Origin of the sequence: Orenia metallireducens (assembly GCF_001693735.1) — a bacterium.
In the GTDB taxonomy this organism is placed as follows: domain Bacteria; phylum Bacillota; class Halanaerobiia; order Halobacteroidales; family Halobacteroidaceae; genus Orenia; species Orenia metallireducens.
The window spans coordinates 1-17,927 of record NZ_LWDV01000007.1 but is presented as its reverse complement, the minus strand read 5'-3'; the positions used below and the strand labels follow the sequence as shown (position 1 = coordinate 17,927).

Genomic DNA, 17,927 nt, shown 5'->3' with positions numbered 1-17,927 from the left:
GATTGAATAAAATATTAGTTGTTGAAGATAGTAAGAATATTGTAACTGTATTAAAGATCTGTTTAAGCAATGCTGGATATGAGGTCAAGGTTGTATCTGATGGGGTAGATGCTGTAGATACAGCCTTTGAATGGGAACCAGACTTAATCTTATTGGATATTAAGATTCCTAAGATGAATGGTTTTTTGGTCTGTGAGACCTTGAAGAAGGATGAGGCGACAACTCAGATACCTATACTAATGATGAGTGCTAAAGCAGAGGAAGAGGATATTAAGAAGGCTTATGATTTGGGGGCTGATGATTATATTATCAAGCCAGTTGAGCCTAATAAGTTATTAGAGAAGATTGCATCCTATCTATAAATAAAAAGGGGAGATTTATAATGGATAAAAAGAAGATTTTGATTATTGATGATGAGAAGAATATTAGAATTACCTTAAAGCAATGCTTGAATCAAGATTATGAAGTGGTTACAGGTGTCAACGGTGAAGATGGATTAGAAAAGTTCAAAGATGATAATTTTGACCTTGTATTACTTGATATGAAGCTACCAGGAATTGATGGAATTGAAGTTCTAAAGAAACTCAAAGAGTTAGATAATAATGTTAATATTGTTATGATTACAGGTTTTGGAACGATAGAGACAGCAGTAGAGACCATGAAGATGGGGGCAGTAGATTATTTAAGAAAGCCTTTTGCTCCTAATGAGATTCGAGAGATAGTTAAAGAAGTGCTAGATAGGCAGAGCTTAGCAGTATCTGATGAGGAGTTGAATAGCTATGAAGATTATCTAAGTTATGCTAAATCTGCTATTAGCAAGCGTGATTTTACTAAAGGCTATAATTACTTGCAGAACGCAGTTGGCTTAGATGCTACTAAACCAGAAGCCTTTAATTTGATGGGGGTAATTATGGAGTTGCAGGATAATCTGTCAGAGGCTCAAAAGAACTATAGAGCTGCTTTGTCTCTAGACCCAGCTTATCGTCCAGCTCAAGAGAATTTAGAGCGAAGTACTCAATTTGATTATCAGAAGGAAGGTATTAATCTAGGTGAGGAAATTGATAAGGAAGGTGAGTAATTATGTATATTGTAGTTATAGGTTGTGGTAGGAGTGGCTCTTATCTAGCCAATCAACTATCTAAAGCAGGAGAAGATGTGGTGGTGATAGATAAGAAGTTTGGATCTTTTGATAGATTATCAGCAGAATTTACAGGCTTTACAATCAATGGAGATGCTACTGAAATAGAGACATTGAAGTCGGCCAAATTTGACAAAGCCGATGTAGTGGTAATCACTACTGACAATGACAATGTTAATGCCATGATTGCTCAAATAGCCAGTGAATTATATCAAATACCAAAGGTGATGGTTAGACTCTTAGATCCAGAGAAGGAAGTTATTTATCGCAATTTAGATGTGATTACAATGAGTCCTACCAATTTATTGGTAGATAAATTTACAAGAGAGATTATTGGATAATAGGGAGAGATTAGTATGAGAATTATAATGGTTGGTGGAGGAAAGGTAATTTATTACTTAGCTAAGAATTTCTTGGCTAAGGGATATCAGGTCTCTATAGTGAATAAAGATGAAGAGTATTGTCAGCTTTTAGCTCGGGAGCTTAATTGTTTGGTGATTAATGGTGATGGTTCTAAACCTGATGCTTTAAGGGAAGCAGAAGCTGGCAAGGCAGATGCTATCTTATCCTTGACGGGAAATGATCCAGATAATTTATTCATTTGCCAATTAGCTCAAAGAGAATTTGGTGTACCTAAGACCTTCTCTGTGGTCAATAATCCAGATAATGAGAAGATATTTAAAGAATTAGGGGTAGAGACTATCTTTAATACAACAAAGCTAATTTCTTTATTGATTGAGCAGAGAGTAGAAGTGGCTGATGTCAATAATTTATTGTCGATTGAAGAGGGGAGAATTAATATCTCCCAAGTTATTTTACAAAAGAGTTCGCCGGTTTTAGGCAAGACTTTAAAGGAGATTAATCTTCCTCGGGATATAGTTTTTGGTTGTATTATTAGAGGGGAAGAGGTCGTTATTCCTAAAGGTGATACTCAGCTATTAGAGGGAGATAAGGTATTAATTATTACTCTACCAGAGAATCAAGGAGAGGCTTTTGCTGTATTATCTGGTGAGTAAGAAGCGGAGGAATAGAAATGAGATATGCAAGTATTATCAGAGAAAGGTATAAGTTAATAACAAAATATATTGGAATCCTAACGATGGCAATTGGTGGATTTTTATTACTACCACTGTTGGTTTTACCTTTTTACCCCAAAGAAATAGTTTATATAAAGGCATTTTTAATTCCAGCTGCTATCTTTTTTGGGGTTGGACTTTTACTGTGGAAATTAACACCTGTCAAAGATGAAGTCACCCTTTCCTTAAAGGAAGGTGGGATTATAGTTTTAATCTCTTGGATTATAGCTATTATAGCTTCCGCTATGCCTTTTATGATAACAGGGGAGTTGAACTTTACCCAAGCCGTCTTTGAGGCTACTAGTGGTTGGACAACGACAGGATTATCGGTAGTTGATGTGACTAAGGCTTCTCATGTCTTTTTGATGTGGAGAAGTATTATGCAGTTCTTTGGAGGGGTAGGATTAATAGTAGTAATGTTATCTTCTGTTTTGCATCCTTATGGCTTTGGATTATATAATGCAGAGGGTAGAAGTGACCAATTATTACCCCATGTTAAGAAGTCAACTAAGGCTATTATGTATATCTACCTTGGATATATTATTGGAGGGACTATTTTATATGTGATAGCTGGAATGGGAGTCTTTGATGCGATCAATCATGCTATTCCTGCATTATCGACAGGTGGGTTCTCAACTAAGGTTGACAGTATAGGTCATTGGAATAGTCTTCCGATAGAGATGGTAACTTGGTTATTGATGATCTTAGGAACGATTAATTTTGCTACCCACTTTGCCTTATTAAAGGGGAAGTTTAAGGTTTTTTTCAAAAATGGTGAGATTAGATTATTATTATTCATCATCGCTATCTTTACTCCAATTGTCAGTTATTTTTCCTTAAATGGCTTATATACAAGTTTGCCTGCTACAGTCAGACGGGGATTTTTTGAAGTAGTATCTGCTATTTCAACTACAGGATTCTCTTTAGATACTTTCAGTAATTGGAATCAATTTGGTGTTTTAGCGATGGTTTTATTGATGTGGATTGGTGGTGGAACTGGTTCTACAGCAGGTGGTATTAAGCTATATAGGATTTATCTAATGATTAAGTCGGTCTGGTGGGAGTTAAAGGGATATTTCTTACCTCCAAATTCTGTAGTAGAGAATTATATCTGGAGAGGAGAACAAAAGTTATACATTAAAGCAGAATATATTCGTGAAACTGCAAATTATATTTATCTTTATATGGTTACATACTTTATTGGAGTTTTAATTTACTTAGCTTATGGATATGGTTTGGCAGAATCGATGTTTGAATTTGCTTCTTCTTTAGGTACTGTTGGACTATCAATTGGGATTACCAGCCCTGATGCTCCAGCAGGGATTTTATGGACTCAAACAGTGGGAATGTTCTTAGGAAGACTGGAGTTTTTAGTAATCTTCTTTGCTGTTGCCAAGATAGTTAAGGATGCTAAGTATTTAGCTACAGAATAGAGGATGATAAAAGATTAGATTGAATTTCTGGTATATAAAATGTTAAAATAGAAGAAGGTAATGATAAAAAACAAAAGATTAGTTAACTAATCTTTTGTTTTTATTGTTGAACAACTTTAATTGGGGGTGATTAAGATTTCTGATAAATTATGCAATGAGTTAATTGGAGAGCTGAAAAAAGATAATAAAGGATTACATAGTTGGTTGGAGACGATTCATCCTATAGATTTAGCAGAAACTATAACTGATTTAAATGATGATGAGCTTCTCCAATTTTATAAAAGAGTTGATACTGAATTAATGGCAGAAGTTTTGGAACAGGCTGAAGATGATTTTCAAGCTAGGTTTTTAAGGTTACTTGATATAAAAGATATCATTAGTATCTTCAATTATATGGCTACTGATGATATAACAGATATAATAGGAAACTTAACCTTTGCTGAAAGCAAGAAGATATTGAATATGATGAAGGAAGAAGATTCTGGAGCCATTCGCAAGCTATTAGGATATGATGAAGAGTCAGCTGGAGGATTGATGACCACAGAATTTATTGCTCTTAAGGAGAGTCTGACCACTATCGAAGCACTGACAAAGATTAAGAGGATAAGCCCTACAACAGAAGTTATTCGTTCTATTTTTGTTTTAGATGATTCTAAAAAGTTAGTAGGAGTTGCTGATTTAAGAGATATCTTAGTAGCTAAAGAGGAAACTCTATTAAGGGATATAGCAAATACTAACGTAATTTCTGTTACACCTGATATAGATCAAGAGGAGGTTGCTTTATTAGTAGCCAAATATGATTTAACTGCTATTCCAGTAATCAGCCGTAAAGGGATTATGCTAGGAATTATTACCGTTGATGATATTATTGACGTTATCGAAGAAGAGAATACTGAGGATATCCTTAAATTAGGTGGTGTGAGTGAAGAAGAGAGGATAGATAGCTCTCTAATGATCTCTATTCGTAGAAGATTGCCTTGGTTATTAATAAATTTAGTAACAGCTTTTTTGGCTGCATATACTGTAGGCTTATTTGAGGATGTGATTGCCCAAGTGGTTGCATTGGCAGCAGCGATGCCGATTGTAGCAGGTATGGGTGGCAATGCTGGTACTCAGACTTTATCGATTACAATTAGAAGTATAGCATTAGGTGAATTGGAACTAAAGGAGAGCTGGAAGATAGTCTTTAAAGAGATATTGCTGGGATTGATTCATGGTGCAGCAACAGGTGTTGTAACAGGAGTTATTCTTTATTTTGTCTATGGTAACCCATATTTGGGATTGATAATCTTATTGGCAATGATTTGTAATTTAATAATAGCAGGATTGAGTGGCTTTTTGATTCCCCTTGGTTTAAAGATAGTCGGGATAGACCCAGCCTTAGCTTCTGCAATTATTTTGACTACTGCCACTGATGTCTTTGGTTTCTTTATCTTCTTGGGCTTGGCTAAAGTATTTCTTAATTTTTTAATTGTTTGATATTTTTGATTAATTTCAGAATAAGACTATATTCATATAATTATGAGGGGATAGGAGTAATATGATTGAGCTTTTAATTATATTAAAAGGTTTGCTTATAGGTATGATAGTATCGTTACCAATTGGTCCTCTTGGTCTTATATCGATACAAAGAACTTTAAATAAAGGCTGGAGAGCTGGTTTTCTATCTGGTCTTGGTGGGGCATTATCAGATTTATGCTATTCATCACTAGCTATTTTGGGTATGGGACTTATTGACGATTTTTTAGAAAAGAATAGATATTTTTTTAATGGTGTAACAGGTGTTCTGTTTTTAATTGTTGGAATCAATATTATTATCAAAGCTATAGGAGATAAAGAGCTAGAAGAGGAGAAAGAAGTAATTCATCCAGCTTTATCGACATTTTTGATGGGGTTATCCAATCCAATGACCTTTCTTATCTTTTTGGCCATATTTGCTAAAATGGGTATAGATGTAGAGTCTGAAAATTTAATAGAAAGTATAGTCTTTATTATTTCTATCTTTATGGGTTCTACTATCTTCTGGTTCTTCACTACTAATTGGCTAAAGATATCTAAGAAGGATTATGAGATGGATAAGCTTATCTTTTTTGAAAAGATAATTGGGATAATGATTACTCTGTTTGGGTTGTTTAGTTTGCTAAAAGTAATATTTAAATTTTAATTATTTAAGGGGGAGTCATGAAAAAATTTTGGATTAGTAATTTAATGAAACAATTAGTACCTACATTGATAATCGATTTATTATTATGGTTTGGATTTATTAAATTGGAGAGTAAGCTATTATTAACTTTAGCAATTTTGGGAATTTTATTTGCTTGCTTCTCTATCTGGTTCTTTAGAAACCCTAAGAGGAATGTACCAGACCTTCCTAATTCTCTAATATCTCCTGCAGATGGAAAGATAGTAGCGATAAAGAAGGAGAAGGATAATTTCTTTTTTGAAGGTAGAGAAGTAACACGTATTAGTATTTTTCTAAATGTCTTTAACGTACACATTAATCGAATTCCAATTGATGGAGAGATAGTTTATGAAAATTATAATCATGGTAAATTTATAAATGCTTTTAGTGAAAAAGCATCCTTAGATAATGAACAGAATATGATAGGGATAAAAACAAAGCATGGAAATATATTAGTTAAACAGATAGCAGGACTTATTGCTAGAAGAATTATAGCTGTTAAAGGATTGGGCGATGAGGTTAAGCAAGGTCAGATTTATGGTATGATTAAATTTGGCTCTAGAACTGATATTTTAATTGAAGAGGATATCAATATCAAAGTTAATATAGGTGACAAAGTAAAAGGTGGCGAAACAATAATAGGTGATTTCTATGAATAGGATAGAGAAGAGATTTGTTATTCCTAATATTATAACTGGGGCAAATATGTTGCTTGGGTTTTTGAGTATAATCATGTCCTTTCAAGGTGATTTGTTAAAGGCATCTTGGTTGATAGTTATGGCTATGGTGGCAGATGGATTAGATGGTAAGACGGCAAGAGCCTTAGATGGTTTTAGTGAATTTGGTAAGGAATTTGATTCTTTTTGTGATGCTGTCTCTTTTGGTATGGCACCTGGAATTTTGATATACTCTATATTAATGGAGCAGGTGGCATTAAAAGAGCTAATTATACCTCTTTCTTTTTTATATCTTCTCTGTGGGGTATTAAGGTTAGTCAAATTCAATATTATAACAGAGGCATCAAAGGATAAAGCTGATTTTATAGGGATGCCTATTCCTACTGCAGCAGGCTTACTTGCTTCTTATAATATCTTTTCTAATGCAGTTTGGGGTGAATTAGTTCAAATAAATCTATTTTTGATTTTGGCATTCTTTGTTTCTATACTTATGGTCAGCGCGATAACCTTTAAAAGTATCTCTAAAACCTTTAAAGTACTAGATTCTAAAGGGCTACTGGCTTTATTGATACTTGTTGCTGTATTTGCAAAATATCTACTATTTCCTTTTGGATTATCCTACTTCTTGGTTAATAGCTTTAACTTTATAAAAGAGAAGAGGTTTACTTCAAAAGAAGAAGTGAGTTAATTATAATAAAAATTTAATTGTCAAACTACTCTTCTTTACAACAATTTTAAATTGTAGTATAATGAACAAAATAATTAAATAGCAAACGCTTAATCCTAATAGGAGCGGGGGAACCACTTTTTGGGGTGAATCTAATAGTAAGTTTAAGTCTAGAGCTGAGTTCAAGTAAAATAATGAGTAGTTCACAATTTACTTATACTTAATCTTAAACTTAGTCTTGATTATTAGTAGGGCTATCCTTTTAGTCCGAATCCGACAGCTAACCTCGTCAGCGTGAAAGGGAGACCAGTTAAGTATATGCATAGGGTGTCCTATGTCTTTTTTTATTTTATGGCTAATTTTTACATTTGAAATAGTGGTGACTGTTAACAGAAAGAGAGGTTTGAATATGAAGAGAAGGTTGAGTATCCATAATCTAACTCCAGCTCAGGTACTATCCTTGGGTTATTTGGTTGTAATACTGTTAGGTGCTATACTACTAACTTTACCTATAGCAACAACAAATGGTGAGGGCATGAACTTCTTAGATTCAGTCTTTACAGCTACTTCTGCTACAGCTGTAACAGGATTGATTGTTGAGAATACAAGTACCTTCTTTACTATGTTTGGGCAGATAGTAATTTTATGTTTGATTCAGATTGGTGGATTGGGAATTATGTCTATGTCTACTTTATTTGCTCTTTTATTAGGGAAGAAGATTACTTTAAGAGAGAGATTAATCATTCAACAGGACTTAGATCAGTTTGAACTATCAGGGATTATTAGGATAGTAAAGTATGTAATTGGTGTAACCTTTATTATTGAAGGTATAGGTGCATTTATCTTATTTATTAGATTCTTATTTGATATGCCAGCAGGAAAGGCTTTGTATTTTGGTATCTTCCATTCAATTTCTGCTTTTAATAATGCTGGATTTGATATCTTTGGTAATAGTTTGGAGAACTTCACAGGTGATATTGTTGTTAACTTGGTAATTACATCTTTAATTATTTTAGGTGGAATTGGATTTGCTGTGATTGCAGAGGTCTATTCAGGTAAAAAGTTTAAAAATTTTTCATTGCAGACCAAACTGGTATTGAGTGTAACAGCGATTTTACTTGTTGTAGGAACTATTGTCTCTTTTGTTTTAGAGTATTCTAATCCAGCAACTATAGGAAATCTGCCTTTAGGAGATAAGATTATAGCTTCTTACTTCTTAGCAGTTACTCCAAGAACGGCTGGATTTAATACCGTTCCAACAGGTGCTCTAAGAGGTTCTACAATATTCTTTACGATTATTTTGATGTTTATTGGTGCTAGTCCAGGGTCAACTGGTGGTGGAGTTAAGACCACCACCTTTGGAGCTTTAGTTGCTGTATTATACTCTAGAGCAACTGGTAGAGATGATATTGAAATCTTTAAGAGAAGGCTAGGAAAAGAGACTATTTACAATGCCTTGTCTATTGTATTGATTGCCTTATTATTGGTAGTAACAGTGACTATGGTCTTAACCATAACTGAAGATGGAGAGTTTTTAGACTTATTCTTTGAAGCAGTCTCAGCCTTTGGTACTGTTGGATTATCTACTGGGTTAACTGGTAGCCTATCAATTATAGGTAGGATTGTAATAATTTTGACTATGTTTGCAGGTAGAGTTGGTCCATTGACGATTGCTTTGGCTGTTGGTGAAAGAAAGGATAAAGTTAATATTAGATATCCAAAAGAGAAGATTTTAGTTGGCTAAGGGAGGTCTAGATTAATGAAGCAATTTATGGTTGTAGGTTTAGGTAGATTTGGCTCAAGTGTAGCAACTACATTGGCTAGTAAAGGTTATGATGTCTTGGTTGTTGACTCAGATGCCGATAAGATTCAAGAGATTAGTGGCTTGGTAACCCATGCAGTACAGGCAGATGCTACTGATGAGGATGCCCTTAAGACTTTAGGGGTGAATAACTTTGATATTGCTATAGTTAGTATTGGAACAAATATTCATGCTAATATCTTGGCTACACTTATATTAAAGGAGCAAGGTGTTAAGTATGTTGTTGTAAAGGCTCAAGATAGTCTACATGGTAAGTTACTGACTAAAGTAGGTGCCGATAAGATAGTCTATCCAGAGCGTGATATGGGAGTGAGAGTAGCTAATAATTTAATTTCTGCTAATGTATTGGATTATATTGAGCTGGCTCCAGGTTATAGTATTGCAGAAGTAGTGGCTTCTGAGAAGTTATCAGGAAAGACTTTGGCTGAAACAGATATTAGAGGGAAATTTGGAGTAAATGTTATAGCTATTAAGAATGAGCATAAGGTTAATGTCTCACCAGAAGCAACTGATGTAATTGAGTCAGGTGATATCTTGGTAGTAATGGGGCATGAAGATGGCTTGAGGCTTTTAAAAGAATATTAGAGGAAAAATGACCAACATTTGTTGGTCATTTTTTTATGCTTCTATTAGTTGAAAAGGGGTTATATGGGTATATTGCGACACTTTTCACACCTCATCTTCAACCCTTCTCCTACTCTTAGGAGAAGGGAGAAAAGTAAAAGAGAAAGAGCTTCCTCTCTCATTAGTTAAGGAGAGACTGGTTGTGTACGAAGAGTAATTGAACTGTATTACTCGTAGGGGGATTAAGGGGTGAGGTGTGAGGTTTTGAACTTAATTTTTAACTATAAAAGTGTCGCAATATCTATCTTAAGGACACTTCCTATACAAAGATTAAACTATGATAACCCACTAAATTAGTAAAATAAATTTATAGTAAAGTTATAATCTTACTTGATTTAGGTAATATTAAGGAAAGAGTATTTAACAGGAGGTGATATTAATTCTTGCAAAGACAAAGTGGCTAACTCCAGCTCGTTTTTTGACTATGGGTTATCTGATAGTCATCAGTATAGGGGCTTTTTTATTATCATTGCCAATGGCTACAGTAAATGGACAGGGTTTGAATTTAGTTGATGCATTATTTACAGCTACTTCGGCTACAGCTGTAACTGGGTTAATAGTAGTTGATACTGCTACTTATCTGACTCGTTTTGGACAGACTGTGGTATTGGTGCTGATTCAGATTGGTGGTTTTGGTTTTATGACTACATCTACGTTATTTGCATTATTATTAGGGAGAAAGATTACTTTTAGAGAGAGAATAATTATTAGAGAGGAGTTGAACCATTTTAGCTTATCAGGAGTTATTAAGTTGGTTCGTTATGTGATTGTATTGACTCTAGCCATTGAGTTAAGTGGTGCACTATTACTCTTTTTTAACTTTAAAAATTCATTACCGGTTTCTCAGGCGATTTTCTTCTCTATCTTTCATGCTATTTCTGCCTTCTGTAATGCAGGATTTGCACTATTTAGTAATAGTTTAGAGAATTTCACTAGAAATTACTATATCAATTTTGTGATAACTATCTTATTTATCTTAGGTGGACTTGGCTTTGCTGTTATTGCTGATTTGTATCAAAAGAGAAAATTTAAATCTTTATCATTAAATAGTAAGCTAGTATTAGTAACTACTCTATTTTTGATTTTAATTGGTACTGTAGGTATCTTTCTATTAGAGCTACCTAATCCTGATACCTTTGGACAGTTAACTTTAAAAGATGAACTAATCTCTGCATATTTTCAAGGGGTTACTCCTAGAACAGCAGGTTTTAATACAATTCCAATAGGTAAGCTAACCCAAGGGAGTTTATTCTTAATTATTATATTAATGTTTATTGGAGCCTCACCTGGTTCAACAGGAGGAGGATTAAAGACGACTACAATTGGGGTATTAATAGTTACTACATATTCACTAATAATAGGTAAGCAAGATGTAGAGTTATTTAAGAGGAGGTTATCTCAGATTACAGTTTATAAGGCTCTAGCAGTAACGATAGTCTCTTTATTGGTAATTATCATGGCAACTTTAATCTTATCAATTACTGAGCAATTTGATTTTCTCCATGTATTTTTTGAAACGGTATCTGCTTATGCTACAGTTGGTCTATCTACAGGGATAACTGGGGATTTAAGTACTATTGGGAGGATTTTAATTACTATTATAATGTTTACTGGACGAGTAGGACCATTGACTTTGGCTATGGCACTTGGAGAGAGAGAGAAGAACAATAAGATTAGATATCCAGAGGAGAAGATATTAATTGGATAGTTAGGAGGGTAAATCTTGAGGCAGTTTATAGTTGTTGGTTTAGGGAGATTTGGATATAGTGTTGCCAAAACTTTAGCTAATAAGCATTATGATGTTTTAGCGATTGATACTGATGAAGAGAAGGTGCAAGAGATAAGTAATATAGTAACTCATGCTGTCCAAGCAGATGCTACTGATGAAGATGCTCTAAAGACTTTAGGGGTTAGCAATTTTGATGTAGCAGTAGTTAGTATCGGTGAGAATATCCATGCAAATATCTTAGCTACCTTGATTTTAAAGGAGTTAGGTGTAAAGAGTGTTGTTGTTAAAGCTAAAGATCAGCTACATGGGAAGGTATTAAGTAAGGTTGGAGCAGACAGAATTGTCTATCCAGAGAGGGATATGGGAATGAGGATAGCAAATAATTTAATTTCTTCTAATGTTTTAGAGTATATAGAATTGGCTCCTAACTATAGTGTTGTGGAGATTGCAGCTGATGATAATATGTATAATAAGAATCTATTGGATTTACAGTTAAGGAGCCGCTTTGGAGTTAATGTTATGGCAATTAGGAGTAGAGATGGTATAAATATCTCACCACGAGCTGAAACTGAAATTAAAGCTGGTGATACTTTAATAGTGATGGGTGATAATGATAGCCTTGATGAATTAAGGAAGATGTAGAAAGGGAGGGATTATTTTGATTACAACTCTAACCATTAATCCTGCTGTTGATTATACTGTAAAAGCACCAGAATTGAAAATAGGCAAGGTTAATAGAGTAGAATTTGTGAGTAAAGCTGCGGCAGGTAAAGGGATTAATGTCTCTAAAGGAGTAAAAAACTTAGGAGAAGAGACTAAGGCTTTAGGCTGTATAGGTGGAGAGAGTGGGCAATTTATAGGTGGCAGTTTAAAAGAACTAGGAATAACCACTGATTTTACTTGGATACAGGATGATACTAGAATTAACATAAAAGTGATTGATGATTTAGGTCATGAGACCAAAATTAATCAATTAGGACCTAAGATACCTAAAGAAGTGCTAGAGGTTATAGAAGAGAAGGTTATATCTACTATAGATGAGAGTGAATTTATTGTATTGGCAGGAAGTTTGCCATCAGGTTGCTCCGAGGATTTTTATCAAAAATTAATTAATAAGATTAAAGAAGAGAATAATAATATCAAAGTCTTTTTAGATACCTCTCAAGCACCTTTGAAATTGGCTTTAGAAGCTAAACCTAACTTAGTTAAACCAAATCTTAGAGAGTTGGGGGAAGTCTATGGAAAAGAATTATCAGTAGAGGAAGCTGTTGAAATCAGTAAAAATTTAGTCGAAGATGGAATTGAGATGGTGCTAGTCTCTTTGGGAGCGGAAGGAGCGGTTTTGACAACTAAAGAAGGTACACTTAAAGCCACTCCTCCAGAGGTAGATGTGGTCAGTACAGTAGGAGCAGGTGATAGTGTAGTAGCTGCTATGGCAGTAGCTTATCTCAATGACTATAAGATAAAGGATATGTTTAGATTTGCAATAGCTATGAGTATAGCAACTATCTTGCGACCAGGAGCGGAGATGGGGACATTAGAAGAAGTAAATCAATATTTAGATGAAATAAAGATTGATAAATTAGAATTATTAGAGTGCTAATCACTATTTGTATTAATATAAGAAATTATGATATAATAACTCGTGTTATTATCAGAAGGGAGTTATTATAGAATGAGAATATCTAGTTTTACAAATGATAGAATTAAATATTTACGTTCTTTATATCGTACTAAGTATATTAGACAAGAGAGCAAATTTGTTTTAGAAGGTGTTAGAATTGTCGAAGAAGCAATTAAGGAAGATGTAAATATAGAGCAGGTTTTTTATTCAGAGTATCTAATGAGAAATCAGCGTGGAGAAGAATTATTAGCTGATTTAAGAGAGACTGGCGCAGAGATATTAGAAGTTGATGATGAGATTATTCAAAAGGTTGCTGATACAGAAAGTCCTCAAGGTATATTGGCTATTGTAGAACAAGTTGACTATAATCTAACTGATATATTAACAGGAGATAATAAGCTAATATTGATAGTTGATCAAGTGCAAGACCCAGGTAATTTGGGGACAATCATTAGAACTGCTGATGCAGCAGGGGTAGATGGTGTGATTACTACTAAAGGAACCGTAAGCCTTTATAATCAGAAGACTATTCGGGCTACAATGGGTTCTTTATTTAGAATGCCTGTTTATTGGGCAAGTGACCTAAAGGAATTAAAGAACATCTTAGATGATAGTGGTGTTAAGGTCGTTGTTGGTGATATCAATGGTGATAAGTATCACTTTGAGGTTGATTGCTCATCTTCTACAGCGATTGTTGTAGGAAACGAAGGAACTGGTCCAAGGGATGAACTGATAGAATTTGCTGACCAGCTAATTAAAATACCTTTAGTTGGTGATGCTGAATCCTTGAATGTAGCTATGGCTGCAGGGATAATGGTCTATGAGGCTGTTAGGCAGAGAATAGTTACTAATAACTAGTAACGAATTACTAATCACCATTATTTTAAACTTGTGATTATTAGAAAGCTATGATATAATTTTAAACAAATTAAATTGACAATATCTTTAAAGTTACATAATAAATTTAATATGATTAAAGACTGTGAAGGAGAGAGTAGCTTAGAACTTATTTTATCAGGGAGAGGATATCATAGACTGAGAGTATCCTTAAAATCAGACTAAGTGAAGTTCACTCTGGAGTTACTAGTTGAACTATAGTTATTGATTTACTATAAAATAGGCTATGTCGGTCTTCTGCCGTTATCAGAAATTAAGAGAATCTATTTTAGTTATAAACTGAAAAATAATGGCTATTAAGTATTTAATAGATTAAGCAAGGTGGTACCGCGGAAGATAAACTCTTTCGTCCTTAATTAAGGATGAAAGAGTTTTTGTTTTTATAATTTTGACTTAGAGCAAGGTTAAGAAAAGTTTTAAATAACTTATAAGGGGGATTTAGAGATGGAAGAGAAGATAAGAGGTTTGCAACAAGAAGCGATTGATGCAATTAAAGCTGTTGATAACCTAGAAAGTTTAGAAGAATTAAGAATTAAGTACTTAGGTAAAAAGGGAGAGTTGACCCAGATCCTAAGAGGAATGGGTAGTTTGTCTGCAGAAGAGAGACCAGTAGTTGGTAAGCTAGTTAATGTAGTTAAAGGTGAGTTAAATAAGCTCCTTAGTGAAAAAGAAACTACTTTAAAAGAACTTGCTAAACAGGAACGTTTGAAATCGGAAGGTATCGATGTTACATTACCAGGTCAAAGAAGAAAGCTAGGAAAGCAACATCCGTTAACTTTAGCTTTTAATGAGATTAAAGAATTGTTCTTAGGTTTAGGCTTTGAAATTGCTGAAGGACCTGAAGTAGAGAAGGATTATTATAACTTTGAGGCTTTAAACTTTCCTGCAAATCATCCAGCAAGGGATATGCAAGATACTTTTTATGTGGGTGGAGATATATTATTAAGAACTCATACCTCTGGTGTACAGGTTAGAACTATGGAAAAGACTGAACCACCAATTAGAGTAATTGCACCAGGTAGAGTTTATCGTTCAGATGAGGTAGATGCTACTCATAGCCCAGTATTCCATCAAGTTGAAGGTTTAATGATAGATAAGGATATATCCTTTGCTAATTTAAAGGCGATATTAATTAAGGTTGTACATGAGCTATTTGGTGAAGAGAGAGAGGTTAGATTTAGACCAAGTTACTTCCCATTTACTGAGCCAAGTGCTGAGGTTGATGTGTCTTGTGCTAGTTGTGGTGGAGAAGGATGTAGAATTTGCTCTGGTACAGGTTGGTTAGAGATTTTAGGTTCGGGGATGGTTCATCCCAATGTATTGGAGATGTCAGGAATAGACTCAGAAGAGTATAGTGGATTTGCTTTTGGTATTGGGGTAGAGCGAATTGCTATGTTGAAGTATGGAATTGATGATATGAGATTATTATATGAGAATGATATTAGATTTTTAGAGCAGTTTTAACAAGCAGTAAGAAGTGAAAAGTAAGTAGTGTGAAGTATTTTAGTTAATTATTAGTAACTAATACGAAGGGGGATAAGGATGAAGGTTTCATATAAATGGTTGAAGGAATATGTAGATTTTGATTATACACCAGAAGAGTTGGCTGAAAAGTTGACTTTAGCTGGATTAGAGGTTGATGGTATTGAATATAAAGGAAGAGAGATTCAGGATATAGTAGTAGGGCAGATAAAGGAGAAGGTTTCTCATGAGAATGCTGATAAATTATCGGTCTGTAAGGTCGATGTAGGTCAAGATGAAGAGTTGCAGATAGTCTGTGGTGCTAAGAATATGGATGTTGGTGATAAGGTTCCTGTAGCATTGGTTGGAACAACTATGCCAAATGGTATGAAAATCAAGAAGGCTAAGCTAAGAGGTGTAACATCCTTTGGAATGATGTGCTCTACTAATGAGTTGGAGCTTCCTGATGATGGAGTAGATGGTCTATTTATTTTACCGGAGAAAGTTAATGTAGGTAATAAGTTGGTTGATGAGCTTGGTATTGATGATATAGTTATTGAATTAGATTTAACACCTAACTTTGCCCACTCTTTAAGTATGATTGGAGTGGCAAGGGAGGTTTCGGCAATAACAGGTAATGAATTAAAGTTACCTACAGCAGAAGTTACAGAGATAGAAGAGGAGATTAATGATTGGGTTAAGATAGAGGTTGAAGATAATGAGCTCTGTCCTCGTTATGCAGGTAGAGTAATTACCGGTGTAGAGGTAAAAGATTCACCGTTATGGTTAAAGAAGAGATTGGAAGCTGCAGGAGTTAGACCTATCAATAATATCGTTGATGTAACTAACTTTATTTTAATGGAGCTAGGTCAGCCATTACATGCCTTTGATTACTCTAAATTAGAAGGAAATAAGGTTGTAGTTAGAACTGCTAAAGCTGGAGAGAAACTGATTACTCTAGATGATGAAGAGAGAAATCTAACTGAGGATATGCTAGTGATTGCAGATGCTAAAAAGGCAGTCTGTATAGCAGGAGTAATGGGTGGAGCTAATAGTGAAGTAACAGATGAGACTACTACAATCTTTTTAGAGAGTGCTAACTTCAATCCAGTATCTGTCCGAAAAACATCAAAGAAATTAGGTATACATAGTGATGCATCTCACCGATTTGAAAGAGGTGTTGATATTAATATAGTAGAACTGGCTTTAGATAGAGCTGCTCAATTGATTGCAGAGCTAAGTGGTGGTCAAGTAATTAAAGGTAAGCAAGACATCTATCCTGTACCTTTTGAGGAAAGAGTTATCAAGGTTAGACCAAGAAGGGTAAGTAAGCTATTAGGTGCAGAGTTTGCTAAGGTTAGAATCAAGACCTTATTAGAGAAGCTACACTTTGAAGTTGAGGATATGGGAGATGTATTAGCAGTTAAAGTTCCAGCTTTTCGTGTAGATGTAGAGCAAGAGATTGACTTGGTTGAAGAGATAGCTAGATTATATGGATATGATAAGATAGAAGCTACACAACCAAGTGGGGATATCACTCAAGGTAAGAAGACTTGGAAGCAGAAAGTTGAGGATAAGACTAGAGAGCTATTAGCTAGTTTAGGGTTATTAGAAGTACATAATTACTCTTTTATAAATCCTGATTTCTTCAATAAAATTAACTTACCTGAAGATTCTTCTTTAAGAAAAACAGTTCAATTGAGTAATCCTATCGGTTATGAATATAGTGTGATGAGAACATCATTACTACCAGGAATTTTAGAGAATGTCTCTTTCAATATTAATCGTAATGCTGAGAATGTAGCTTTATTTGAATTGGGGAAAGTATTTATTCCTGTAGATAATAAAGAGTTGCCTCTAGAGAAGATACAATTAACAGGGGCTGCTATGAATAAATATTTAAGAGACCCTTGGAATTTAAATGCACCAGGTTTCTTCTATTTGAAAGGGATATTAGAAGAGTACTTTGATGTTTTAGGAGTAAATAATGTAGAATTTATCACTGGAGAGCATCCAACACTCCATCCAGGAAGAACAGCTCAAGTTAAGATAAAGGGCGAAGTAGTTGGATACTTAGGGGAATTACACCCTGATGTCCAAGAGAATTACAAGTTGGAAGAGAGAGTTACAATCTTTGAGCTAGAATTCTCTTCGATTATAGATAATGCTACTTTTGATAGAGAGTATGTATCATTACCTAAGTATCCTGCTTCAACTAGAGATATTGCATTATTAGTAGAAGAAAAGTTAAATAGTAAAGATATTAAAGATATTATAATAAAATTAGGTAAGGATATTTTAGAATCGGTTGAGTTATTTGACTTATATCAAGGTGAACAGGTTCCAGAAGGGTATAAGAGTTTAGCTTATTCATTAATTTATAGAAGGGCAGATAGAACATTAACTGATAAAGAAGTGAATGAAGTTCAAGCTAAAATAGAGGAAGAGTTATATAATAAACTAGGAGCAAAGATTAGAGAATAGATATGATGATTCTTGGGTACCATAATATATGTGGTACCCTTCTATTAATTTTCTTGACAAGTTGTAAATTAGATGTTAATATAGTAAAAGTTGATTGAGAGAAAAAAGAAAAA

General features: G+C 34.2%; 17 protein-coding genes, 1 riboswitch and 1 other annotated feature. All 17 genes read left to right on the top strand.

The genetic code is table 11. From position 1 onward, the window contains the following. Window positions 1-2 precede the first annotated feature (2 nt). The 17 genes from U472_RS02915 to pheT all read left to right on the top strand — a co-directional run bounded on the left by U472_RS02915 (window position 3) and on the right by pheT (window position 17,814). Window positions 3-362 carry a response regulator transcription factor gene (locus U472_RS02915; protein WP_068715373.1) on the top strand — a complete coding sequence of 120 codons (360 nt, stop codon included), beginning with the start codon at window positions 3-5 and terminating at the stop codon, window positions 360-362. A 20-nt stretch (window positions 363-382) separates the two neighbouring features. Further along, on the top strand, window positions 383-1,078 hold the full coding sequence (locus U472_RS02910; RefSeq protein WP_068715370.1) for a response regulator: 696 nt from the start codon (window positions 383-385) through the stop codon (window positions 1,076-1,078). Between the two features lie 2 nt (window positions 1,079-1,080). Beyond that, complete coding sequence (locus U472_RS02905) at window positions 1,081-1,479, top strand: potassium channel family protein (protein WP_068715368.1); 399 nt, start codon at window positions 1,081-1,083, stop codon at window positions 1,477-1,479. Between the two features lie 15 nt (window positions 1,480-1,494). Then, the gene (locus U472_RS02900) at window positions 1,495-2,154 is read left to right on the top strand and encodes a potassium channel family protein (RefSeq protein ID WP_068715366.1); all 660 of its coding nucleotides are present in this window, start codon (window positions 1,495-1,497) and stop codon (window positions 2,152-2,154) included. A gap of 17 nt (window positions 2,155-2,171) precedes the next feature. Continuing rightward, window positions 2,172-3,647: a TrkH family potassium uptake protein gene (locus U472_RS02895; protein WP_068715364.1), complete on the top strand. Its 1,476-nt coding sequence runs from the start codon at window positions 2,172-2,174 to the stop codon at window positions 3,645-3,647. Between the two features lie 126 nt (window positions 3,648-3,773). Further along, window positions 3,774-5,126, top strand: a complete 1,353-nt coding sequence (mgtE, locus tag U472_RS02890; protein WP_068715362.1) for a magnesium transporter — start codon at window positions 3,774-3,776, stop codon at window positions 5,124-5,126. A gap of 61 nt (window positions 5,127-5,187) precedes the next feature. Further along, the gene (locus U472_RS02885) at window positions 5,188-5,811 is read left to right on the top strand and encodes a LysE family translocator (RefSeq protein ID WP_068715360.1); all 624 of its coding nucleotides are present in this window, start codon (window positions 5,188-5,190) and stop codon (window positions 5,809-5,811) included. A 17-nt stretch (window positions 5,812-5,828) separates the two neighbouring features. After that, entirely contained in the window at window positions 5,829-6,488 is a 660-nt protein-coding gene (locus U472_RS02880) for a phosphatidylserine decarboxylase family protein (RefSeq protein ID WP_068715358.1), read from the top strand. Continuing rightward, entirely contained in the window at window positions 6,481-7,194 is a 714-nt protein-coding gene (gene pssA / locus U472_RS02875) for a CDP-diacylglycerol--serine O-phosphatidyltransferase (RefSeq protein WP_068715356.1), read from the top strand. The genes U472_RS02880 and pssA overlap by 8 nt, the downstream gene beginning before the upstream one ends. 76 nt (window positions 7,195-7,270) lie before the next feature. Next, window positions 7,271-7,483, top strand: a riboswitch (cyclic di-AMP (ydaO/yuaA leader). Window positions 7,484-7,582: 99 nt separating this feature from the next. Beyond that, complete coding sequence (locus tag U472_RS02870; RefSeq protein WP_068715354.1) at window positions 7,583-8,917, top strand: TrkH family potassium uptake protein; 1,335 nt, start codon at window positions 7,583-7,585, stop codon at window positions 8,915-8,917. 15 nt (window positions 8,918-8,932) lie between these two features. Next, window positions 8,933-9,580 carry a potassium channel family protein gene (locus tag U472_RS02865; protein WP_068715352.1) on the top strand — a complete coding sequence of 216 codons (648 nt, stop codon included), beginning with the start codon at window positions 8,933-8,935 and terminating at the stop codon, window positions 9,578-9,580. A gap of 418 nt (window positions 9,581-9,998) precedes the next feature. Then, entirely contained in the window at window positions 9,999-11,327 is a 1,329-nt protein-coding gene (locus tag U472_RS02860; protein ID WP_425415762.1) for a TrkH family potassium uptake protein, read from the top strand. A gap of 15 nt (window positions 11,328-11,342) precedes the next feature. Next, the gene (locus U472_RS02855) at window positions 11,343-11,990 is read left to right on the top strand and encodes a potassium channel family protein (RefSeq protein WP_068715349.1); all 648 of its coding nucleotides are present in this window, start codon (window positions 11,343-11,345) and stop codon (window positions 11,988-11,990) included. 16 nt (window positions 11,991-12,006) lie between these two features. Then, window positions 12,007-12,951: a 1-phosphofructokinase gene (gene pfkB / locus U472_RS02850; RefSeq protein ID WP_068715347.1), complete on the top strand. Its 945-nt coding sequence runs from the start codon at window positions 12,007-12,009 to the stop codon at window positions 12,949-12,951. A 72-nt stretch (window positions 12,952-13,023) separates the two neighbouring features. Beyond that, window positions 13,024-13,830, top strand: a complete 807-nt coding sequence (locus tag U472_RS02845) for a TrmH family RNA methyltransferase (protein ID WP_068715345.1) — start codon at window positions 13,024-13,026, stop codon at window positions 13,828-13,830. Between the two features lie 115 nt (window positions 13,831-13,945). Continuing rightward, window positions 13,946-14,226 (top strand) — a binding site (T-box leader). Window positions 14,227-14,313: 87 nt separating this feature from the next. Continuing rightward, a complete protein-coding gene (gene pheS, locus U472_RS02840) occupies window positions 14,314-15,333 on the top strand; it encodes a phenylalanine--tRNA ligase subunit alpha (protein ID WP_068715343.1) in 1,020 nt (339 codons plus the stop codon). 78 nt (window positions 15,334-15,411) lie between these two features. Further along, entirely contained in the window at window positions 15,412-17,814 is a 2,403-nt protein-coding gene (pheT, locus tag U472_RS02835) for a phenylalanine--tRNA ligase subunit beta (RefSeq protein ID WP_068715341.1), read from the top strand. Window positions 17,815-17,927: the final 113 nt, after the last annotated feature.

What these genes read in the sequence shown, in the direction of transcription:
- U472_RS02895 (WP_068715364.1), top strand. Translation starts at nt 2,172, where the DNA reads ATGAGATATGCAAGTATTATCAGAGAAAGGTATAAGTTAATAACAAAA.
- U472_RS02910 (WP_068715370.1), top strand. Translation starts at nt 383, where the DNA reads ATGGATAAAAAGAAGATTTTGATTATTGATGATGAGAAGAATATTAGA.
- pheS (WP_068715343.1), top strand. Translation starts at nt 14,314, where the DNA reads ATGGAAGAGAAGATAAGAGGTTTGCAACAAGAAGCGATTGATGCAATT.
- U472_RS02870 (WP_068715354.1), top strand. Translation starts at nt 7,583, where the DNA reads ATGAAGAGAAGGTTGAGTATCCATAATCTAACTCCAGCTCAGGTACTA.
- U472_RS02900 (WP_068715366.1), top strand. Translation starts at nt 1,495, where the DNA reads ATGAGAATTATAATGGTTGGTGGAGGAAAGGTAATTTATTACTTAGCT.
- pheT (WP_068715341.1), top strand. Translation starts at nt 15,412, where the DNA reads ATGAAGGTTTCATATAAATGGTTGAAGGAATATGTAGATTTTGATTAT.
- pssA (WP_068715356.1), top strand. Translation starts at nt 6,481, where the DNA reads ATGAATAGGATAGAGAAGAGATTTGTTATTCCTAATATTATAACTGGG.
- U472_RS02845 (WP_068715345.1), top strand. Translation starts at nt 13,024, where the DNA reads ATGAGAATATCTAGTTTTACAAATGATAGAATTAAATATTTACGTTCT.
- U472_RS02880 (WP_068715358.1), top strand. Translation starts at nt 5,829, where the DNA reads ATGAAAAAATTTTGGATTAGTAATTTAATGAAACAATTAGTACCTACA.
- U472_RS02905 (WP_068715368.1), top strand. Translation starts at nt 1,081, where the DNA reads ATGTATATTGTAGTTATAGGTTGTGGTAGGAGTGGCTCTTATCTAGCC.
- U472_RS02865 (WP_068715352.1), top strand. Translation starts at nt 8,933, where the DNA reads ATGAAGCAATTTATGGTTGTAGGTTTAGGTAGATTTGGCTCAAGTGTA.
- U472_RS02885 (WP_068715360.1), top strand. Translation starts at nt 5,188, where the DNA reads ATGATTGAGCTTTTAATTATATTAAAAGGTTTGCTTATAGGTATGATA.